The sequence below is a fragment of the Lentibacillus jeotgali genome (assembly GCF_000224785.1).
Classification (GTDB): domain Bacteria; phylum Bacillota; class Bacilli; order Bacillales; family Amphibacillaceae; genus Lentibacillus; species Lentibacillus jeotgali.
Window position 1 is genome coordinate 271381 of record NZ_AGAV01000003.1, and the last position, 19535, is coordinate 290915.

Here is a 19535-nt window from a genome sequence, read left to right on the forward strand (position 1 = left end):
TTACCTCCTGACAGTAATGCCGTTTTGATCCAGATAGTTCTTTAGTTCAGGAATTTCTATGTTGCTATAGTGAAAGACGGAAGCTGCCAGCGCCGCATCAGCATTTGCCTTTGTCAGCACCTCAGCAATGTGTAGGTCGGATCCGGCGCCGCCGCTTGCCACCACTGGAATATTGACATTGTCGGCAACAGCTTTTGTCAGCTCAAGGTTGTAGCCGTTTTTGTCACCGTCTGTATCGATGGCATTCACGACGATTTCACCGGCGCCTAGTCGCTCTCCCCGTTTTGCCCAATCAATTGCATCGAGTCCTGTATTATTTCTGCCGCCCCTGGTAAAAATAGTCCATTCTAGTGGCTCGGTCTGTTCGGCATCGATTGAGAGCACAATACATTGACTGCCAAATTTTAAGGCTGCTTCTTTTATGAGTTCAGGATTTTTCACCGCAGCACTGTTGATTGAAACTTTGTCCGCTCCGGCTCTTAATGTCTGATGGATATCCTCGATGCTCCGAATTCCGCCTCCGACTGTGAACGGAATCGCAATTTCTGCCGCTACCTGCTCGACGATATCTAAAAATATCGGCCGTTCTTCGAGGGACGCGGTAATATCATAAAAAACGAGTTCATCCGCACCAGCTTCATTATAGCGTTTAGCCAGTTCAACCGGATTGGCTACGTCGCGGATGTTCTGGAATTTACGTCCCTTTACAACCCGTCCTTTATCAACGTCCATACATGGAATAATTCGTTTTGCGAGCATTATAGTTCCTCCCGTAATGTTTGAAACGATAGTGTGCCATCATACAGAGCTTTGCCGATAATGGCACCGTACAGGTTCATGTTTTTCAGTTGATTGATGTCTTCTTTGGACGAAACACCCCCGGAGGCGATGACGTTAATGGTGGTGAGCTTGTTGATGGCTTCCAGTTCCTCAAAATTGGGACCTTTCAGCATGCCATCTTTTAAAATATCGGTATAAATGATGGTCGCTACGCCAATTGCTTCAAGTTCTTTTATTAGTTCTTTTGCTGTTACGTTACTCGTTTCCGTCCAGCCATCAGTGGCAACGCGGCCATTTCGGGCATCAATGGATACAGCTATTTGGTCGCCATATGTACTGAGTGCTTCTTTAAGAAACGCTTTATCATGAATAGCAGCTGTGCCAACAATGACCCGATCCACGCCTGCTGACAGGTATTGACGGATCGTATTCATGGAACGAATGCCACCGCCGACCTGAACGGGAATAGTCGTGGCTTCTGCAATTTTTCGGATCGTTTCAATATTGGCGGAGGCACCATCTTTTGCACCATCTAAATCGACGATATGCAGGTATTCAGCCTGGTTTCTTTCCCACTGCCGGGCTTGATCAACAGGGGAGTCGTTGTATATTTTTTCTTTATTATAGTCGCCCTGAATAAGACGGACGCACTTGCCATTTCTGATATCAATTGCAGGAAAAAGAATCATCATAGCATCGCTCCAAAGTTTTGTAATAACTGTAATCCGGTGCCACCGCTTTTTTCAGGGTGGAATTGCATTCCGATCAGATTATCCTTCTGTACGATTGCCGGGACTTTGCCGCCATAGTCAGTACTGCTGATAAGCTCATACGGGTTATATGACTTGATTGCATAGGAATGAACAAAATAGACATAGGAATTTTCTGGGATTCCTTTAAGCAGGAGACTTCTGTTGTGATAAGTCAATGTGTTCCAGCCCATATGCGGCACTTTCACCGCATCATTAATCCGTCCGGCTTCACCATGAAGCAGTCTGAGCCCGTCCCATTTCCCATCCTCATAGCTTGTATCATACAAAAGCTGCATCCCAAGACAGATGCCAAGGATCGGTTTTCCATCGGCAGCTTCTTCCTGAAGGATGCTGGTGAGCCCCAATGCGTGTAAAGCAGTCATGGCATCATGGAACGCCCCGACTCCCGGGAGAATAATTCCGTCACTCTGCCTTATAGTGTCCTGATTGTTTGTCAGTTGTGATTCAAGACCGGCTTTTGTCAGAGCAAATTGTAAACTTTTAATGTTGCCTGCACCGTAGTCGATTATGGCAATCATGTGATGCCTCCTTTTCATTGCTGCGTTAAAATAATATTTAAATCTTCCAGCTTAGGCTGTTTTGCACCGAGTACACGAAGGTGCAAAACACCAAATCGCGCGAGAAGTCCACCAAATCGCGCGAGAAGTCCACCAAATCGCGCGAGAAGTCCACCAAATCGCGCGAGAAGTCCACCAAATCGCGCGAGAAGTCCGCTAGTTTGTGCGGCCAATCCTCGATGGCAGAACCGTGTTTTTATTAAAGCGTTCCTTTTGTCGATGGGATGCCGTCGATTCTATCACTCAGGGACACCGCCTGATCAAGCGCCCGGCCGAACCCTTTAAAAATCGATTCGATGATGTGATGGCTGTTTGATCCATATACCAGATTGACATGCAGTGTAATGCCGGCATGGCTGACGAACGCCCGAAAGAATTCTTCGACAAGCTCTGTGTCAAACGTACCAACTTTATCTTTCAGTCCATCGACATGGTAAACAAGATAGGGACGTCCGCTGATATCGACAGAAATAAACGAGAGCGCCTCATCCATCGGTGTGGTGCTCGTCGCATAACGTGTGATGCCTTTTTTATCTCCAAGTGCTTCCTTGAATGCCTGCCCCAGAACAATGCCTGTATCTTCTACGGAATGATGCTGATCAACTTCCAGGTCGCCGTCACAGTTAAGTGTCAGATCAAATAATCCATGTTTGGTCATCAACGTCAGCATATGGTCGAAGAAGCCAATGCCCGTCTTAACTTGTGATGTCCCTTTACCGTCCAGATCAAGTTCTGCCGATATGGCCGTTTCAGCTGTTTCCCGATTGATTGTAGTGTTACGCATCGTTATCACCCTTTCTGATTTGAATTGAATTGGCATGAGCTGTGAGCCCCTCCGCGTCGGCAATGGTTCTAATATCTTTTGAAATCCCGTTAAGGGCTGCATTCGAATATTGGATAATGCTTGATCTTTTAACAAAATCATAGACTCCAAGCGGTGAGGAGAATGCCGCTGTGCCACTGGTCGGCAGCGTATGGTTCGGTCCCGCCGCATAGTCGCCAAGCGGTTCGGGTGAATAATCACCGAGAAAAATCGCGCCAGCGTTTGTGATGTTTCCCAGATTTTCAAATGGCTGAGCAATCATCAGTTGCAAGTGTTCCGGTGCTATCTGGTTGGCGACACCGAACGCTTCATCAAGTGTTTTGGTCAAAATAATGTGGCCATTTTGTGCGAGCGACTGCTGAATGACGGCCTTGCGCTCCAATCGCTCGGCCTGGCGGGATAGTTCATTCTTTACGGTTTCAGCTATCTGCCCGCTTGTCGTGATGAGCAAAGGACGGGCCTGTTCATCATGTTCAGCCTGGGACAGCAGATCGGCTGCCACGAATCTGGGCTGTGCTGTTTCGTCTGCGATGATGCAGATTTCACTTGGACCGGCAATCATATCAATTGCGACATCACCGAACACCCATTTTTTGGCACGGGCAACGTAAGCATTTCCGGGACCGACAATTTTAAAGACTCTCTTGATCGTTTCGGTGCCATAAGCAAGTGCTGCGATTGCCTGGGCGCCTCCGACTTTATAGACCTCATCAACACCGGCTTCTTTAGCCGCCGCAAGCACATACGGACTGATTTTTCCGTCGCTGTCCGGCGGTGTGGTCATAACAATCTCTTTCACACCGGCCAGTTTAGCGGGAATAACATTCATTAGAACAGAAGAAGGATAAGCAGCTTTCCCGCCCGGTATGTAAACACCAACCCGTTCGATGGGTGTCACTTTTTGGCCGAGTGTAATGCCGTTAGACTGGTTCATAAACCACGACTGTTCCTGTTGATTGGCATGGAATGCGGTGATATTTTTACGGGCTGTTTGAATGGCTGCTTTAAATTCCTTGCTGACTGCTTCCTGTGCCTCTGCAAATTCCGCTTTCGTAACAGAAATCGCATCAAGCCTGACACCGTCAAACTTTTCGGTCAGTTCCAGTAATGCGTTGTCTCCTGTTTGCTTCACCCTAGAGATAATATCGAGTACCGATGCATCAAGCTTGCTGTTGTCAGTTTGTTCAGTCGGGTTTCGCAGCTCCTGTAGGAATTCACCGCCTGTTGTAACCTTCATTCCGCGTCACTCCAAACCAGTTTGTAAAGTATTGATAAATGCATGTACACTTTCGGACTTGGTGGTAAAACTTGCCTTGTTGACGATTAATCTGGTGCTGATCGAATCGAGCTCTTCAAGGATTGTCAGACCGTTTTCTTTGATGGTGTTTCCCGTCTCCACAATGTCTACAATGACATCGGCTAAACCAATAATTGGCGCAAGTTCAACTGATCCATTCAATTTAATTGTTTCGACCGGTACGCCTTTTTTTAGGAAATGGGTTTTAGCAACAGCCGGATATTTAGAGGCTACTGTCAAGATATTTCCGCTGGTGGGCTGGTCGTCATTAAAACCGGCGACGGCAAACTTGCACTGCCCCAGTCTAAGATCGAGTATTTCATAAATGTCCGCCTCGGCTTCCATTATGTTGTCTTTGCCGACGATGCCCATATCCGCCGCTCCATTTTCCACATAGGTTGGAACGTCGACGGCTTTCACAAAAATTAGTTTGACCCGGCCGGTATTATCATAGAAAACCAGTTTTCTGGATTTATTGCTAAAATCATCGAAATAAATACCCGTCTTTTCCAGCAGTTTAATAGAATCTTCTGCTGTCCGTCCTTTTGCCAATGCTAATGTAATCGTGTCCACTCAGTTTTCCCTCATTTCTGTTTGCAGCAGATCTTCCAATTCACCGATATTCTGAAAGGCCGTTTGCTTTTGCCGGTGGATAAGCAGCGACTCTTCGTCTGTAAGCCAAATAATGAACTTTGCCGGAGTATTTCCAGTGCTATCGGCTGTTTGTGTCAGCACCTGATAGCCTTGATTCCGGAGCTGGTTGGCATAGGGCAGGGCATCAGAACTTCTGTTTTGGTCATAATAGATAACCAGATCAACAGTTTCCTCTGTCTGTGCCGTCTGACCCGCTTCTTTCTTCGCATTTAGCAGATGATCGATAATACAGCCAAATCCGATTGCAGGGATCTCGGCGCCGAATTGCTCAGCCAGATCATTATATCTGCCGCCCATCAGTACAGGCTTGCTGTACCCGGTGATATATCCCTGGAAAATAACCCCTGAATAATAGTCCATGTGATTAATCAGACCAAGGTCAAAAACAACACAATTTTCGATGCCATAAGCTTTCAGCAGCGTATAAACCTGCTGTAAGTACGCGACTGTTCGTTCCATCTTGCTGTTCAGCGTAATTGCTGCCGCTCTTTCAATGACGTCCCGCGGCTTGCCATATAACAATGGGATTGTTTCAATAGCTTTGACGATTGACTCTTCCACGGAAAGGTTATTTAAAAACGGGCGAATTTCGACCAGGTTTTTTGACTGAATCAGTTCCTGCAGTTTTTCCAATTCCTCTGGGGATAAAGGCAATTCATCAATCAAGTCTTTGAAAAAACCAGCATGGCCAATCTCGACTTTGAATTGGTCAAACTCCAAATCCTGCAGCACATGAACTGCCAAAGCAATCGTCTCGGCATCGTTTTCAGGCGTGTCTTCACCAAAGCATTCGACGCCGGCCTGGGTGAATTCCTTAGGGTTGCTTTCATCCTTAAGCTGCCGGAATACATCCTGCACATAGAAGAGTCTCCGGTAAGATGCCTTTTCGTTTGCCATTCGCCGTGCAATGGGTATAGTCATATCAGGGCGTAAAACAAGCACGTCACCTGACGGGTCAATCGTTTTAATCATATTATGTTTGCGGACAGTCCCAACCATGGAGGAGTACATATCATAATCCTGGAATGTGCTCGTTCCTGTTTCCAGGTAGCCATAAGTACGGAAACGTCTCTTTATTGTTGCTACCAGACTGCTTTGAAGCTGATAATCAGTCTGGCGCAGGTTATGTCCATTACCTGCTAAATACGGTTGCATATAAAAACTCCATTCACTTATCTGCTTTATCACTTTATCACTTTATTTAAATAAAGTTAAGTTAATTAATATACTAGACAGCTATGAAGCAAATGTCAACCGTAAAAAACAGATTTTTTAAAATGCTGTATTCTAAGCTATACAAGTGGTGCTTTCTTAATTAAGGGAAGGAGGCAGGTATACAATAAAATGTCAAACAAATTCCATAAACGTTAAGGCATAACAGGCCGCTAAATGCTATAATAAATAAAGGTATGATTGTCTACTAATTAAACTTCACAGCTGGTGTTTAAAATGAAGCAGGTAAAGAAGATATTGTTAATTATAGCCGGGTCAATTTCATTGGGGCTGGGCGTGCTGGGAATAATTCTCCCGCTTTTACCGACTACACCTTTATTATTGCTGGCTGCCGCCTGTTATGTCAGAAGTTCGGAAAAATTATACAACTGGCTGATTACGAATAAGTATTTCGGATCCTACATTCAAAATTACCGGGATGGCAAGGGGATCCCTCTAAAAGCTAAAGTGATAGGTGTTTCCTTATTATGGCTGGCGATGAGCTACACGATTCTTTTTGTCGTGCCGCTTTTGTCCATTAAATTGTTACTGGCCGGAATTGGTGCCTATTTTACTTGGTTTATTCTTAAGCAAAAAACACTGCAAAATAAGCAATAGCTTCAGTGGGGTAAGATATCTATGCAAAAGAAACATGTTATCAGCATAATCGTAATATTTTCATTAATTATCGGTGTTTTTAGTTGGTTCTATGCTCCAGGTGAGACAAAGTCAGAGGAACAGATAAAAAATGCAACCGTATTTGTGCACGGTTATAAAGGAACAAAAAATTCTTTTGGAAATATGCTGAAACGATTTGAAAATAAGTACGGATGGGGCCAGCGGGCATTGGTTTACAGAATCTCACCGGCAGGCAATCTGGATGTGAACGTGTATGGGAAGGAAACCGGAGACGTAACCGATCCGATATTTGTGCACGTTATTTTCGATAATAATCGAGCCAGCATCCAGAATACATCGGCATGGCTTGCAAAAGTGCTGGCACATATGAAAGAAACATTTCAGTTCAACATAGTTAATCTGGTTGGTCATTCAATGGGCGGTCTTGTTACGATGGATTATACTCAGACATACCAGAATAAACGGATGTACCCAAAGGTTAATAAACTTGTTGCGATCGGTACTCCTTTTGATGGGGTTTATAACGAAGATTATTTTCGTATCCATCATGATCCTGCTGCTGAAAACCTGAAACCCGATTCAGAAGCACTTAAAAGACTCCGTCTGAATAAAGATGTTATATCGGAACAATTAAGAGTGCTGAGTATTGGCAGCACAGGTGATTCCGTTGCAGTGCCGCAAAGTGTCGGCGCAATAAAGAATATTGTGCCTGAAGCACAACTAACGTATGAAATGATTCATGATAATACATTAGGCCATAGCGAGTTGCATGAAGATGTCCGAGTTGATAGAATGGTTTATTCCTTTTTAAACTCAGAGAATGAACAGACAGATAGAATAACAAAGGATTGATGTTAGTGGTAAAAGATCAACATACGTATGAGCAATTGAAACTAATAACATCACCGGAAAATGTGCTGGCAGATGAATATTTGAATAATCATACGTATACACGTCTTGGCGGAAAAGCTGATTATTATGTAACACCTGAAACATATGAAGAGGTACAGAAAATCGTAAAACTTTCGATAAAAGAAAATATCCCCTTCACGCTGCTTGGAAACGGGTCCAATCTAATTGTAAAGGACGGTGGAATCCGCGGTATCGTCTTAAACTTAGGGCGTCTGACCAAAATAGATGTGGTGGGCACCAAACTGGTGGCACAAAGCGGAGCCAGAATCATTACCGCCTCGCAGAAAGCTTTGGCCCACGCATTAACAGGACTTGAATTTGCATGTGGAATTCCTGGATCGGTCGGAGGGGCTCTGTTCATGAATGCCGGTGCGTACGGCGGTGAAATTAAAGATGTTCTGGAAAGTGCTGTTGTTGTTGATGCAACAGGCAATCTGCTTCATTTATCAGCAGATGATCTTGATTTGGAATACCGCTCAAGTAATATACCTGATAAGGGATACATTGTGCTGGAAGCAAGGTTTTCAATGGAAATGAGCGAATATGATGACATTAAAGCCGTGATGGATGATTTGACATTCAAACGTGAATCCAAACAACCGCTCGAATACCCTTCATGCGGAAGCGTATTTAAACGTCCGCCGGGTTACTTTGCAGGCAAGCTAATTCAGGACAGTGAGCTGCAGGGAAAGCAGATCGGCGGGGCGCAGGTATCATTAAAGCACGCCGGTTTTATTATTAATCTGGATGGCGCATCAGCGACGGAATATATCAACTTAATCCATTTCATCCAGGATACTGTCAAATCGAAATTCGGTGTAAGCCTCGAACGCGAAGTGAAAATTATAGGAGAAGACCCCGCTGGGTAAAATGAAACTTTAATTAGCGGGGCAGTGGTTTCCTCATTGATTGTGAGTTGAGCAAATTCGGCTATTAATAGGCAGTTGGTTTCTCTCAGATCAACATAAAAAAGCAGCGGAAGCATAGTTGCAGTACCGTTTCTGCTGCTTTTTCATTTTTGGGGGAGGAAATTTAAAATAATATAATGTTTAGGGATACAAATCGCAAATGATTTAGTATCCCTTTTTTATAGTTATAAAATTGTGTGTGAAGTCATTGTTAAATTGTTTGGCTCTCACTAAAGTTTACTGTTGAGAGCTAAGGTTAAATGTGGTGATAGACTCGGATAAATAAAAAGCACTTTTAACCTTCCTACAGTGAAAATAGACAACAAAACCCACAATAGCTAGGTGTTACAGGTGTTTTTCACTATATCAATAAATTGGGTAACACATCAGATGTTCATGTGAAGAAGTGTGTCATTTTACAATGAACATAGAAGTACTCAACTATCACTGGTTACGATTTACAAATGCCGTTATCAAAGGACGGCACAATAAAATCAAAGCTTTACAACGTCACATTACTTCACGGAATCGGACAGTGTATGAAAACCGAATTTTAGTTGAGTGCAACCTAGCTTATATGCAAGGGACCGTTTAACGGTCTCAATCTTAGATATTGGTGTTGAGCCTTTTGTTTATAGGACCAGGTTTTTTTCGGGGGATGTAAATTCCATCAAAGCTTAACACCATTTTATGTTAAACTAACTGTAAGAATTATCGAACGTATACAAACGTAGCCTTTTAATTACATTCTTCAACAATAGGGCCATATTGTGGAATAAGCGTCTTAAACAAATATCCTACATTGGATTTTTCTAAAGGGTGATATTTGCGGCGATCTTAATGAAATTAGGTTTGTGGGAAACGAAATTTAATTGATGAAGGGACATAATAATGATATAATTAAGGCATAATAATGAAATAAGGAGATGATGTTATGCCTGAAATCCGCCCGATAAAAGAATTAAGAAATACAACGGAAATCTCTGAACTGTGTCACCAAATAAAGGAACCATTATTCATCACAAAAAATGGTTATGGGGATATGGTTGTCATGAGCATGGAAGCCTATGAGAATTCTTTAGCTAAGCTGGAGTTATACGAAAAGTTAGCTCAAGCGGAAGGCCAAATAAAAAACGGAGATGAACTTTTAGATGGGGAAAAGGTCTTTAAGGATCTAAAGAAAAAATATGAAAGAAAATAAATATACAATTAAGATTGCACCGAAAGCATTTGAAGATTTGGATGAGATTTATAGCTACATCTCTAATGAACTTGATAATGAAGGTGCAGCCGACAACCTTTTGAAGAGGATAGAGACGAATGTCATGAGGCTAAAAGAATTCCCTTTTTCCTGTAGTTTTGTAACGGATGAAATTTTAAAAAATAAAGGTTACCGTAAGCTCGTCATCGAGAATTACATTGCCTTTTATCTAGTCAGAGAAGAAGAAAGGCAAGTTGTTGTCATGCGTGTCCTATTTGGAGCACAAAACTACCAAGATCTTATTTAGTATAGTGGTCATTGCTGGCTCATTCACCCCAATCGGGCGCTTTCGTGGAAGAAGGCGTCCATTAGAATCGGCCATATTGTGGAATAAGGTATCTCTATAGGAGTGGAATAATGACAAACCTTTTAGAGCTTGAAAATATTAGTAAATCATTTGGTAACAGCCTTGTCTTAAAAAACGTTACATTCAACGTTCCTCCTGGATCGATTGTTGGGTTCATTGGTGACAACGGGTCAGGTAAATCAACAACATTTAAATCAGTATTAGGATTAATTTCTAAAGATGGCGGTACGGCTAAAATATTTGGTGAAGAAAATATACATAAAAATGCCAAGATTAAGGAGGAGGTTGGTGTCGTATTTGATGCTATGAATTTACCAGCCCACCTTACAATCAAACAACTAAATAAAGTTTTTATAAAAATGTTTGACTCTTGGAAACAAGATGATTTTTATCGATTAGTTAATTCTTTCTCTTTACCTACAGACAAAAAAGTCAATAAATTCTCACGTGGGATGTCAATGAAACTGTCTGTAGCCGTTGCGTTGTCGCATAATGCACAACTATTACTTCTGGATGAAGCGACAGGAGGACTTGATCCCTCATCAAGAGAACAAGTGTTGGATGAGTTAAAAAGGTTTGTGAGAAAGAATAACGGTGGTGTATTACTTTCATCTCATATTATGAGTGATGTTGAGAAAATAGCTAGCCATATTGTCATAATAAAAGATGGTGAAATTTTATTAAATGAAGAAAAGGATAAGGTTTTTGCAAGTTATACAATTGTAGATGTTAATGAAGAACAACTAACCTTACTAAACAAAGAAATAGTTGTTGCGAAAAGGGACTATGGCACTTATTTCAGTGTACTTGTATCAGATAAAAAGGAATTGCCGAATGGACTTAATTCTAAAAGCATCTCAATGGAAGAACTTAGTGTCTTTTTAACGAGGGGTGAAAAATAAATGAAAGGTCTATTATTGACAAACTATTACCTCGTTTATCGAAGTATTCTTGCGTACATAGGACTTGCAATATTGGTATCTGGTGTAATTTTATATTTTGCAGGTGCTATGGTAAGCGGTATAGCTGCTTTGTTAATTATCTTGTTAATGACGTTGCCTTCACTTGAAGTTATAAAAACTGAAAGCAAGTCTGGTTATGACAAGTATGTACTTACTTTACCGGTTAGTCGAAAAAACATTGTGCAAAGTCATTATATTTTTTATTTTTCAGTTGTAATTATCGGAGCGTTTCTATCGTATGGCGTTATTTATGCATATGATCTATTTTCAGATACACCGGTTGATGGCATATTTAATACTGTATCTATTGGGTTTTTCATAGTTCTCTTTGCTGGCGCGATGATCTATCCACTTCTCTATATTTTTGGGGCAGAAAAATCTGACGCTATTGTACTTGGAGGTGGATTTGTAGGGCTCTTTGTGCATTTTGGGGTTAGGTATTTATTAAACCAATTTACACTATCTATAGATCCATCTTTATACATTTCGTTAGTATATATAATACTTGGTATTATCATATATATTCTTTCTTATTTCATTGCCGTGTTTATATATAATAGAAAAGAATTCTAAAAACATAAAAAACGTTTTGCTCTTAGTTAGTCGGTATTTATTGGTTCATTAAGGGTCTGAATTTTGTACTGACAGCTATATTTGAATTCAGGAACAGATCAATATGATTTGATTCCATCTTTCAACTAACGGGCGCTTATACTGAATAAAAGAAGGCGCCCAATTTGCCATTGCAGAGCCATATCGTGGAATAACTCATTGTGCAAACGATGGGAATTTGACATAATTGTTATTAATTTAAGTGTTGAGAAAAGATGGGGAGATTTAGCATTTACGGGGGTATGGTCATGGATCCAATTCTTCTTGATATACCGGAACAGTTTGAAACCGAACGACTTTTATTGCGGGCACCTCAGAATGGTGATGGAGCAATGGTTAATGAGGCGATAAGAGAGTCTTTTGAATTTCTTCATGAGTGGATGAAATGGGCTGACCATATTCCAGAAACCGAAGAGACTGAAGCAAATGCTCGTAAACATCGAGCGAATTTTTTATTGCGCGACACCTTCACTTTTTACATACTAGATAAACTTTCTGGAGAGTTCAAAGGTACTTGCAGTCTGGTAAGGGCAGATTGGCAAGTGCGCCGCTTTGAGATTGGTTATTGGATTAGGCAATCTGCTGCTAGACAGGGATTTATGAGTGAAGCTGTGGACGGAGTTACTCAATTTGCTTTTAAGAATCTTCAAGCCAATCGCATCGAAATACGTTGTGACACTAGAAATAGTGCCAGTTGTAGGGTTGCGGAGCGCTGTGGATACCACTTGGAAGCAATCCTTATAAACAATTTCATCGATCCAGCTGGCGACCTCAGAGATGATTGCCTCTACGCAAAGGTACGCTTGAAGAATGGTTCATTCGGTTACCCAACGTTAACAAGCAAATGAGTAAACTAATAATGATGGAATGTTTCAGTAGTTTTTACATAGAGGTGACTAAGTTATGAGCCATTTAACCAAAGGATTATACGGAGAAAATGCTCACGTTAACACATTGACGATTTTCGATGGATTAGGCATAGAGCAAGCAGGTGAGGTGGTTCTTAACCAGCATTCAATTTGGCAAATTCTAAATCATATGATCTACTGGCAAGAATATATTTTACGTCTTTTAAAGGGAGAAGAGACAATACCGCCAAAACATGCTTCAGAGACATGGCTAACAGAGGTGAAACCACCTGCCAAAAAGGATTGGGAATTGGCTGTACACAAATTTACAGATGGTTTAAATGAAGCTGTGCGATTTGCAGAAAACGAGGATGGCGTTTCAAATGGTCAGGTGGAGCATCTTCTTTCGTTAATTTCCCATAATAGTTATCATTCCGGGCAAGTTGTGATTATCAGACGCTTTCTGAATCAGTGGCCACCTCCTACGGGTGGAGATACATGGTAGGAAGCACACTATAGAGACAGCCAATATTTGTGCCATCGATCTTGCGCAAACGGGGCGTTAATCTTTAATAAGAATGGACCTATGTCAAGAAATTGGACACTTAAAATTTGGAATTCCTGTTAAGTATTTATCAGGCTACTCCTGTAGCCTTCGCTGCAGAGAAACAAATTCTCCCCATCATTACTTTTAAGGTAACAGAAATTCCACTCCGTTCGTTCCAGCCATTCGTTGCGCATACTTTTTCTCATAAGCTATCGGTGACAAATATCCTATAGACGAATGAACACGTTTATAATTATAGAAAGTCATGATGTAGGCAAATATACTTTGCTTTGCTTGTGCACGTGTCTGATATCTTTGATGAAATATAAGCTCTTTCTTCATGACACTATGAAAAGATTCGATAGAAGCATTGTCATAACAGTTGCCTTTTCTGCTCATACTTGTCGTGATCTTATAGTTTCGTAGAATGGCCTGGTAGTCATGGGCTGCATATTGACTGCCACGGTCAGAATGATGAATCAGTCCCTCCTGTGGTTCCTGTTGACGAATCGCTCTTTGTAAAGCTGTCATCGTTAAAGCCTTTGTCATTCGCCTGCTCATTTCCCAACCGATGATTCTTCTTGAAAATAAATCCATGACAGTGGCTAAATACAACCACCCTTCATTGGTCCATACATAAGTGATATCACTAACCCAAACTTCTCCTGGGTGGTCTACGTGGAAATTCTGATTCAATAAATTAGGATAAACAGGATAAGAATGCTTTGAATTTGTCGTTGCTTTATATTTCTTCACTGTTTTCGAACGTAAGCCATTCTCCTTCATAATACGGGTCACAGTCTTTTGTGATACGTCCCAGCCTTCCTGTTTTAATATTTCTGTGATTTTTGGGCTGCCGTATCTTCTATAGGACTCTATATATACTCGCTTCACCTGTGCTGTGAGCTTTTCTTTTCGCTTTTCCTGGTTACTCTTGGATCGAACCCTCCAATCGTAATAGCCACTTTTCCAAACACCTAATACCTCGCACATCTTCGCCACACGGAATTCGTGTCGGTGTTTTTCGATGAAGTCATAAATTACTTCCGGCTTTTTGCGAAGATGCCCATAGCCTTTTTTAGTATGGCATTCTCCTCTTCCAAGTCACGAATACGCTTATCCTTTTCATACTCTACTTTATCTTTGGCAGGAAGGTTCCCGCTCCCTACAAAGGCATCTTCTTGTTCTTCTTCATATTTAGCCACCCATTTATGCAATGTTTGATGGACTATATCCAGTTCTCGTGCTACTTCTGCCACCTTTCTGCCATCTTCCGTCACCATCTTTACAGCATACATTTTAAACTCTTTATCGTATCGTTTCCCGCTCATCTTGGACACTCCTAAGAATTAATAGTTTCAGTATAAAAATCTCTGTTCTCTGTGTCCAATTATTAGGCTAACATCAGAATTAGTGCCAATAGTGACATAGTGCTAAATTGACGAAGGTCTAAATTCTATAAAAAAATAGGTGAGCTGATAAAAGGGTTTCAAATATAACATCCAAAGAAGATAAAGCTCAAAAGGCTTATGAGGATTATTTAGGAGAAAAGGGTAAATAGCCTTTATTAAAGTAACTGGCGCGATTATCGTATAATGTGCAGGATTGGACTATTATGTTGAAGTTATAAGTAATTCAGTTTAAGCAGAGGAAAAGGGAGGAGATTTTGACATTAGAAGGAATTATATAAATAATGCATTCACATGATATAATGGTGTTATTAAATACAAGGCGGTGTTTAAAATGAGTGTTAATCGTGAAGAGCTAAAACAGCTAATTGACAATATTCACGAAGAAGATGCAGCAGAAGTATATGATTTTATTGGTTATCTAAACATGAAACGGGAAAGAGAAGCCATTGATCAATTTGATTTAGACCTATTTACCAGGGATAAGGAACTCATCCGCCAAGTACAGAAAAGTCAAGAAGATCGTACAAATGGACGTATTTACAATCAAGAGCAGGGACTAAAATATCTTCAGAGTAAAATTAGGGAGTTTGAAAGTGAACAAAACTTATAATGTCTATTGGTCACAAACTGCCGTTGATGAATTGAGTAATATACTTGCATATCCCCCAGAAGTTAAAGAACGCATTTATCTAGATACTTTTGAACGTCTATCATATATGCCCATTTTGACTGCTAAACAAATACCCAATGGGATTTTAAAAGGCTACTGGGTAAGACTTGGTCTATATCAAGTCATGTTAGTATTTGAAGTTAGTGAAGAAGAAGGCGTTGTTTGGATTGATGGTATTAAACATAAGAGAGAAAATGTTTATTGGAAGAAAAAGCGATAATATTACAAATTGCCCCCTATTTAGGGGTTTCTTTATTAAAGATAGTCATCAAAAATAAAGGAGATTTGACTGTTGTCAATCTTCTTCAATACGATCGGGCGCGATTGTTAAAGATCAACAGTATAAAATGATCAAACTTTTTAAAAAAATATATAATACCTCACATAGAATGAACCCGTTTTGATAAGCTTTTTTTAAAACGGGTTCATTCTATATAACGTAAAATACCAGTTATTTTTTCCATTCTCAAAATGATTCCCACCGTACTTGCTCGAACAAAATAAGCTATAATTAGTTTTAATCAATAGAAATTAATACAGAACGAAAATGTTTTTCAAAGACGGGTGATAAAATGAGTAAAGTTAAAAGAATTTTAATTATTGAAGATGATCAAGAAATTAGTAAGTTACTGAGCGTGATCTTAACAAAATTAGGCATGGATTCGATTGTCGCTTATTCTGGTACAGAAGGGCTCCTGCAGCTACAAAATAATACATACGATTTAATATTATTGGACTTGATGTTACCAGGTTTAAGTGGGGAAGAATTAATAAAACAGGTCAGGGAAAAAAGCGAGATTCCAATTATTGTGATTTCAGCCAAGATTGATATAGAAGATAAAGTACATGTATTGAAAATGGGGGCAGACGATTATATAACCAAGCCATTTAATCAAGAAGAGGTTGTGGCTAGAGTTGAAGTTCAATTACGAAAATCAAGTGCTCACCCAATACAAACGGCGGTGAAGGTATGGCGTGGACTGAAAATCAACGCAGAAAAACTAACTGTATCTTTAGAAAAACATGACCTGCAATTAACGAATGCAGAATTTGATATTCTATCCTTATTTGTGAGCCATCCTGAGCGTGCTTTTTCCAAAAGGGAGATTTATGAAAGAATCTGGAAAGGGACTTACTTAGGCGACGACAATACCATTAGTGTTCATGTCTCAAATCTTCGTAAAAAAATTGCCGAGATCACTTCTGATGAGTATATAAAGACAATTTGGGGAATCGGCTTCATGTTGGTTTAATTTCTTTATGATTTCTTTATGTTTTGTTTAGGGGATATTAAAGACATCTAAGCTAAGCTAAATGTATCAATAAATTTAGCGAAGGAGTCAACAAGATGGATACCATTATTCAAACGTATCATTTGAAGAAAACCTTTAAGAAAGAAGTAGTTATCAAACCTCTTGATTTCTCATTAAGGAAAGGAGAAATTTGCGCATTAATTGGTAAAAATGGTGCTGGCAAATCAACGATATTTAAAATGCTTTCGGGACAATTATTTCCAACTGCAGGAGACATTCAATTATTTGGAAAATCAGATAAGGAAACAGCTCAAGCCAAAAAGAGAATGGGCTTCATGATAGAGACACCTGAGTTTTTCCCGGATTTTACTGCAACCCAAAATCTAGAGTATTTTAGAATTCAACGAGGCATTGCTGAGAAGGAACGCATCTATGAGGTTTTGCAAATTGTTAATTTAACAAATCAAAAGAAGAAACGGTTTAAAGAGTATTCCATGGGAATGAAGCAACGATTAGGTATAGCCCTTTGCCTACTAAGTAGTCCAGATTGTTTAGTGCTGGATGAGCCAATCAATGGGTTGGATGCTGAAGGAATTATGGAGATTCGTAAGTTATTATTGAAGCTTAACCAGGAAAAACAAATAACGATTTTAGTTTCAAGTCATATTTTAACTGAACTGCAATTGCTGGCAACACGTTTTGTATTTATCAAGAATGGTGTGATCGTCGATGATTTAAGTAAAGAGGCTTTAGATGATAAAAGCAAGAAACAAATTCGTCTTAAAGTTGATGATGCAGCGAAAGCAGCACGATTGTTAGAGCAAGCATATGCTGATATTCAGTATAAAATCCTTCCTAATCAAATAATCACCATCCAAAATCATGTAGAAGAAGGCGGCGAAATCAATCGCCTCTTCATCGATAATGGTGTGTTAGTGATGGAATTTCGTATGGAAGCACTGAATTTAGAGGAGTACTTCTTAGGATTAGTGGAGGGGGTTGAAAAATGATTAATTATATGAAAAGCGAACATTATCGTTTACTCCGTAAAAAAGGTCTTTATATTACGAGCGTGATTTGTTTATTGTTAATTGTCGCAGCAGCAGTTGTCTTGTACTATTCTCAATATCTGGACCCGAACTTCCCTTATGCAACTAGTATGTTTTTATATTCGAACGTTATTAGTGGTGCGTTACTAATAATGATTGTAGGATTACTTTTTAATTCGGCTCTCACTGGGAAGGAAACGTCTCTAATCAAACAATCTGTATCCTTTGGTATCTCTCGGTACACGATCTTTTGGTCAAAGCTAATCCTAACTTTAAGTTACTTTCTGTTGCTATGTGTAATTGGTCTGCTCTTAACCATTGCATTGGGGGAAACCCTTTTGGCTAGTGAAGAACAATCAGTCAGCAATTTCTTGATAGCTAGTTCAAACATGGTGCCGATTGTGCTTAGTGGATTTTTTATGATTCATGTTCTGAAAATGCTTAAGGTCAGTGAAGTCTATATCATTATCATGTTCCTATTCATTTTTATTTTTTCTGGTGATCTGTTATATATGTTGTTCGATTATACGCCAAGTACACTATTAAACGAAAACTTAATGAGCTTTGTTAATTATTCTGTACAATTCGATTATCGTCATTGGGTTACTGGTATCATGATTTCAGTGATTTCTTTACTAATAGGGGTGAAAGGATTCGCCAAACAGAATATCGATTGATGAAGAAAGGATGAATGAAAGTGAGTAGCTGGTTGATTATCATTATTTTGGTTTTTCTACTAATTGTTAGCACCGGGATGCTTCTGCTTTTTCATTGGGATATTAGAAGGATGACGAAACAATTAGAGGAAATCATAGAAAATTTCGGTACCAATGAATTGGTTCGCACAAATACGCATAGTAGAAGCCTGATCCGATTTGTCATGAAAATCAACCAGCTCATTCATTTATTCAAGCAAGATCAACAGCACACGCAAAAGAGAGAAAAACAACTAAAGCAAGAAATAACAAATATCTCTCATGATTTGAGAACGCCTTTAACATCAATGAAAGGATTTTCGGAATTGCTACATGATCCCTCTTTATCTGAAGAAGAAAAGAGGGAGTTTTTAACTATTATTCAAAAGAAAATTGACAATCTCACCATGATGGTCGATTTATTCTATGAGTTCTCACAAATTGACTCATCAGACAAGCAACTGATCATGGAGCAGCAGTTTTTAGATCAAATTATCGTAGATGCTATGCTAATGTTCTACAATGATTTTGAGAAAAGCCAGTTAAGGATTCATGTGGATGAAACTGCCGTGTCTCCAATTTTTGCTGACAAGAAGGCAACAAATCGAATTGTGACAAACATTATTCAAAATGCGTTATGGTATGCCAAAAGCTATGTAACTATTAGCTTGATTGAAGAAGAGGAATATATCCGGTTAAGAACAGTCAATGATGTTAATGATATTGATCGCACAGAACTCTATCGGATTTTTGATCGAACTTTCAGAATGGATATGAGTCGAACTGGCGGGCAGCTTGGATTAGGCCTGCATATTGTCAGGCAGCTTATCAACAAACAGGATGGTAATGTAGTTGCCGATGTTGATGAAGATGAATTTAGGATTGACGTATTGTTTAGGAAATGGTTAATATTGGACAAACCTAGTATTGGAAAGGGGTAGCCGTTATTAATTAAGTACATATAAGTATTTAATTATATACTGAGTCGAAAATGAGGGAGGTGGTGTATGTATGCTTAAAACTGCAATTGAAATGGATAAAGCTGCGCTGATTTTAAAATTGTTGGGAGACAAAACACGTTTAACCATGGTAAAAATACTTGATAAACATGATTGCTGTGTCTGTGAGTTTGTGGAGATTTTCAAGGCAAGCCAGCCGTCCATCAGCCAGCACCTGCGAAAATTGAGGGATGTTGGGCTGGTGAAGGAAGAAAGAAAGGGACAGTGGATATTTTATTCCATTAATAAAACGCATGAATATTATCCATTTGTTCAACTGTTCCTTGAACCGTTGCCTGAGCAAGATGAAAAATTAAATCAATTGGAAGAAAGTGGTGCTCGGATCACTTGTTGTTAATTGGAGGG

General features: G+C 39.9%; 23 protein-coding genes and 1 pseudogene. 16 read left to right on the top strand and 8 right to left on the bottom strand.

All coding sequences use genetic code 11. The features are described 5' to 3' along the window. The 7 genes from hisF to hisZ all read right to left on the bottom strand — a co-directional run bounded on the left by hisF (nt 1) and on the right by hisZ (nt 6039). Entirely contained in the window at nt 1-759 is a 759-nt protein-coding gene (gene hisF, locus ON01_RS01880; protein WP_010529313.1) for an imidazole glycerol phosphate synthase subunit HisF, read from the bottom strand. Beyond that, entirely contained in the window at nt 759-1469 is a 711-nt protein-coding gene (gene hisA / locus ON01_RS01885) for a 1-(5-phosphoribosyl)-5-[(5-phosphoribosylamino)methylideneamino]imidazole-4-carboxamide isomerase (protein WP_010529314.1), read from the bottom strand. Before hisA ends, hisF begins: the two co-directional genes overlap by 1 nt. Then, nucleotides 1469-2071: an imidazole glycerol phosphate synthase subunit HisH gene (hisH, locus tag ON01_RS01890; RefSeq protein WP_010529315.1), complete on the bottom strand. Its 603-nt coding sequence runs from the start codon at nt 2069-2071 to the stop codon at nt 1469-1471. Before hisH ends, hisA begins: the two co-directional genes overlap by 1 nt. A 238-nt stretch (nt 2072-2309) precedes the next feature. Continuing rightward, nucleotides 2310-2894 carry an imidazoleglycerol-phosphate dehydratase HisB gene (hisB, locus tag ON01_RS01895; RefSeq protein ID WP_010529317.1) on the bottom strand — a complete coding sequence of 195 codons (585 nt, stop codon included), beginning with the start codon at nt 2892-2894 and terminating at the stop codon, nt 2310-2312. Next, nucleotides 2887-4170, bottom strand: coding sequence for a histidinol dehydrogenase (hisD, locus tag ON01_RS01900; RefSeq protein WP_010529318.1), 1284 nt, complete (start codon nt 4168-4170; stop codon nt 2887-2889). Before hisD ends, hisB begins: the two co-directional genes overlap by 8 nt. 6 nt (nt 4171-4176) lie before the next feature. Next, complete coding sequence (hisG, locus tag ON01_RS01905; RefSeq protein ID WP_010529319.1) at nt 4177-4803, bottom strand: ATP phosphoribosyltransferase; 627 nt, start codon at nt 4801-4803, stop codon at nt 4177-4179. Then, on the bottom strand, nt 4804-6039 hold the full coding sequence (gene hisZ, locus ON01_RS01910) for an ATP phosphoribosyltransferase regulatory subunit (RefSeq protein ID WP_010529320.1): 1236 nt from the start codon (nt 6037-6039) through the stop codon (nt 4804-4806). It lies immediately after the preceding gene. A gap of 294 nt (nt 6040-6333) precedes the next feature. On the opposite strand from hisZ, the gene ON01_RS01915 reads away from it, so the two are divergent. The 9 genes from ON01_RS01915 to ON01_RS01955 all read left to right on the top strand — a co-directional run bounded on the left by ON01_RS01915 (nt 6334) and on the right by ON01_RS01955 (nt 13050). Beyond that, nucleotides 6334-6714, top strand: coding sequence for a YbaN family protein (locus ON01_RS01915; protein WP_010529321.1), 381 nt, complete (start codon nt 6334-6336; stop codon nt 6712-6714). Between the two features lie 21 nt (nt 6715-6735). Beyond that, the gene (locus ON01_RS01920; protein WP_010529322.1) at nt 6736-7587 is read left to right on the top strand and encodes an alpha/beta hydrolase; all 852 of its coding nucleotides are present in this window, start codon (nt 6736-6738) and stop codon (nt 7585-7587) included. Beyond that, the gene (gene murB / locus ON01_RS01925; protein WP_040912175.1) at nt 7587-8516 is read left to right on the top strand and encodes a UDP-N-acetylmuramate dehydrogenase; all 930 of its coding nucleotides are present in this window, start codon (nt 7587-7589) and stop codon (nt 8514-8516) included. Before ON01_RS01920 ends, murB begins: the two co-directional genes overlap by 1 nt. A gap of 973 nt (nt 8517-9489) precedes the next feature. Further along, nucleotides 9490-9756, top strand: coding sequence for a type II toxin-antitoxin system Phd/YefM family antitoxin (locus tag ON01_RS01930; RefSeq protein ID WP_010529324.1), 267 nt, complete (start codon nt 9490-9492; stop codon nt 9754-9756). After that, nucleotides 9743-10063, top strand: coding sequence for a type II toxin-antitoxin system RelE/ParE family toxin (locus ON01_RS01935; protein ID WP_010529325.1), 321 nt, complete (start codon nt 9743-9745; stop codon nt 10061-10063). The genes ON01_RS01930 and ON01_RS01935 overlap by 14 nt, the downstream gene beginning before the upstream one ends. A 110-nt stretch (nt 10064-10173) precedes the next feature. Next, nucleotides 10174-11025, top strand: a complete 852-nt coding sequence (locus ON01_RS01940; protein WP_010529326.1) for an ABC transporter ATP-binding protein — start codon at nt 10174-10176, stop codon at nt 11023-11025. Next, on the top strand, nt 11026-11658 hold the full coding sequence (locus tag ON01_RS01945) for an ABC-2 transporter permease (protein WP_010529327.1): 633 nt from the start codon (nt 11026-11028) through the stop codon (nt 11656-11658). A 287-nt stretch (nt 11659-11945) separates the two neighbouring features. After that, nucleotides 11946-12545, top strand: a complete 600-nt coding sequence (locus ON01_RS01950) for a GNAT family N-acetyltransferase (RefSeq protein ID WP_010529328.1) — start codon at nt 11946-11948, stop codon at nt 12543-12545. A 55-nt stretch (nt 12546-12600) separates the two neighbouring features. Next, nucleotides 12601-13050 (top strand): DinB family protein, encoded by a 450-nt coding sequence (locus ON01_RS01955; RefSeq protein WP_010529329.1) that lies wholly within the window; start codon nt 12601-12603, stop codon nt 13048-13050. 186 nt (nt 13051-13236) lie between these two features. Here the strand turns inward: ON01_RS01955 and ON01_RS19125 are convergent. Continuing rightward, a pseudogene (locus ON01_RS19125) lies at nt 13237-14423 on the bottom strand (IS3 family transposase). Between the two features lie 412 nt (nt 14424-14835). On the opposite strand from ON01_RS19125, the gene ON01_RS01970 reads away from it, so the two are divergent. From ON01_RS01970 to ON01_RS02000, 7 genes are all read left to right on the top strand, one after another. Continuing rightward, nucleotides 14836-15114: a hypothetical protein gene (locus ON01_RS01970; RefSeq protein WP_010529332.1), complete on the top strand. Its 279-nt coding sequence runs from the start codon at nt 14836-14838 to the stop codon at nt 15112-15114. After that, nucleotides 15098-15394 (top strand): type II toxin-antitoxin system RelE family toxin, encoded by a 297-nt coding sequence (locus ON01_RS01975; RefSeq protein WP_010529333.1) that lies wholly within the window; start codon nt 15098-15100, stop codon nt 15392-15394. The genes ON01_RS01970 and ON01_RS01975 overlap by 17 nt, the downstream gene beginning before the upstream one ends. A 352-nt stretch (nt 15395-15746) precedes the next feature. Beyond that, nucleotides 15747-16427: a response regulator transcription factor gene (locus ON01_RS01980; protein WP_010529334.1), complete on the top strand. Its 681-nt coding sequence runs from the start codon at nt 15747-15749 to the stop codon at nt 16425-16427. A 95-nt stretch (nt 16428-16522) separates the two neighbouring features. Next, nucleotides 16523-17437: an ATP-binding cassette domain-containing protein gene (locus ON01_RS01985; protein ID WP_010529335.1), complete on the top strand. Its 915-nt coding sequence runs from the start codon at nt 16523-16525 to the stop codon at nt 17435-17437. A gap of 377 nt (nt 17438-17814) precedes the next feature. Next, nucleotides 17815-18153 (top strand): hypothetical protein, encoded by a 339-nt coding sequence (locus ON01_RS19785; RefSeq protein WP_245544964.1) that lies wholly within the window; start codon nt 17815-17817, stop codon nt 18151-18153. A 14-nt stretch (nt 18154-18167) separates the two neighbouring features. Further along, the gene (locus ON01_RS01995; protein ID WP_425357494.1) at nt 18168-19112 is read left to right on the top strand and encodes a sensor histidine kinase; all 945 of its coding nucleotides are present in this window, start codon (nt 18168-18170) and stop codon (nt 19110-19112) included. 70 nt (nt 19113-19182) lie between these two features. Then, nucleotides 19183-19527: an ArsR/SmtB family transcription factor gene (locus tag ON01_RS02000; protein ID WP_010529338.1), complete on the top strand. Its 345-nt coding sequence runs from the start codon at nt 19183-19185 to the stop codon at nt 19525-19527. Nucleotides 19528-19535: the final 8 nt, after the last annotated feature.

Excerpts from the sequence above, each read along its gene's own strand:
- hisF (WP_010529313.1), bottom strand. The coding sequence starts at position 759 with ATGCTCGCAAAACGAATTATTCCATGTATGGACGTTGATAAAGGACGG.
- hisA (WP_010529314.1), bottom strand. The coding sequence starts at position 1,469 with ATGATTCTTTTTCCTGCAATTGATATCAGAAATGGCAAGTGCGTCCGT.
- hisH (WP_010529315.1), bottom strand. The coding sequence starts at position 2,071 with ATGATTGCCATAATCGACTACGGTGCAGGCAACATTAAAAGTTTACAA.
- hisB (WP_010529317.1), bottom strand. The coding sequence starts at position 2,894 with ATGCGTAACACTACAATCAATCGGGAAACAGCTGAAACGGCCATATCG.
- hisD (WP_010529318.1), bottom strand. The coding sequence starts at position 4,170 with ATGAAGGTTACAACAGGCGGTGAATTCCTACAGGAGCTGCGAAACCCG.
- hisZ (WP_010529320.1), bottom strand. The coding sequence starts at position 6,039 with ATGCAACCGTATTTAGCAGGTAATGGACATAACCTGCGCCAGACTGAT.
- ON01_RS01915 (WP_010529321.1), top strand. The coding sequence starts at position 6,334 with ATGAAGCAGGTAAAGAAGATATTGTTAATTATAGCCGGGTCAATTTCA.
- ON01_RS01920 (WP_010529322.1), top strand. The coding sequence starts at position 6,736 with ATGCAAAAGAAACATGTTATCAGCATAATCGTAATATTTTCATTAATT.
- murB (WP_040912175.1), top strand. The coding sequence starts at position 7,587 with ATGTTAGTGGTAAAAGATCAACATACGTATGAGCAATTGAAACTAATA.
- ON01_RS01930 (WP_010529324.1), top strand. The coding sequence starts at position 9,490 with ATGCCTGAAATCCGCCCGATAAAAGAATTAAGAAATACAACGGAAATC.
- ON01_RS01935 (WP_010529325.1), top strand. The coding sequence starts at position 9,743 with ATGAAAGAAAATAAATATACAATTAAGATTGCACCGAAAGCATTTGAA.
- ON01_RS01940 (WP_010529326.1), top strand. The coding sequence starts at position 10,174 with ATGACAAACCTTTTAGAGCTTGAAAATATTAGTAAATCATTTGGTAAC.
- ON01_RS01945 (WP_010529327.1), top strand. The coding sequence starts at position 11,026 with ATGAAAGGTCTATTATTGACAAACTATTACCTCGTTTATCGAAGTATT.
- ON01_RS01950 (WP_010529328.1), top strand. The coding sequence starts at position 11,946 with ATGGATCCAATTCTTCTTGATATACCGGAACAGTTTGAAACCGAACGA.
- ON01_RS01955 (WP_010529329.1), top strand. The coding sequence starts at position 12,601 with ATGAGCCATTTAACCAAAGGATTATACGGAGAAAATGCTCACGTTAAC.
- ON01_RS01970 (WP_010529332.1), top strand. The coding sequence starts at position 14,836 with ATGAGTGTTAATCGTGAAGAGCTAAAACAGCTAATTGACAATATTCAC.
- ON01_RS01980 (WP_010529334.1), top strand. The coding sequence starts at position 15,747 with ATGAGTAAAGTTAAAAGAATTTTAATTATTGAAGATGATCAAGAAATT.
- ON01_RS01985 (WP_010529335.1), top strand. The coding sequence starts at position 16,523 with ATGGATACCATTATTCAAACGTATCATTTGAAGAAAACCTTTAAGAAA.
- ON01_RS01995 (WP_425357494.1), top strand. The coding sequence starts at position 18,168 with ATGAAAGTGAGTAGCTGGTTGATTATCATTATTTTGGTTTTTCTACTA.
- ON01_RS02000 (WP_010529338.1), top strand. The coding sequence starts at position 19,183 with ATGCTTAAAACTGCAATTGAAATGGATAAAGCTGCGCTGATTTTAAAA.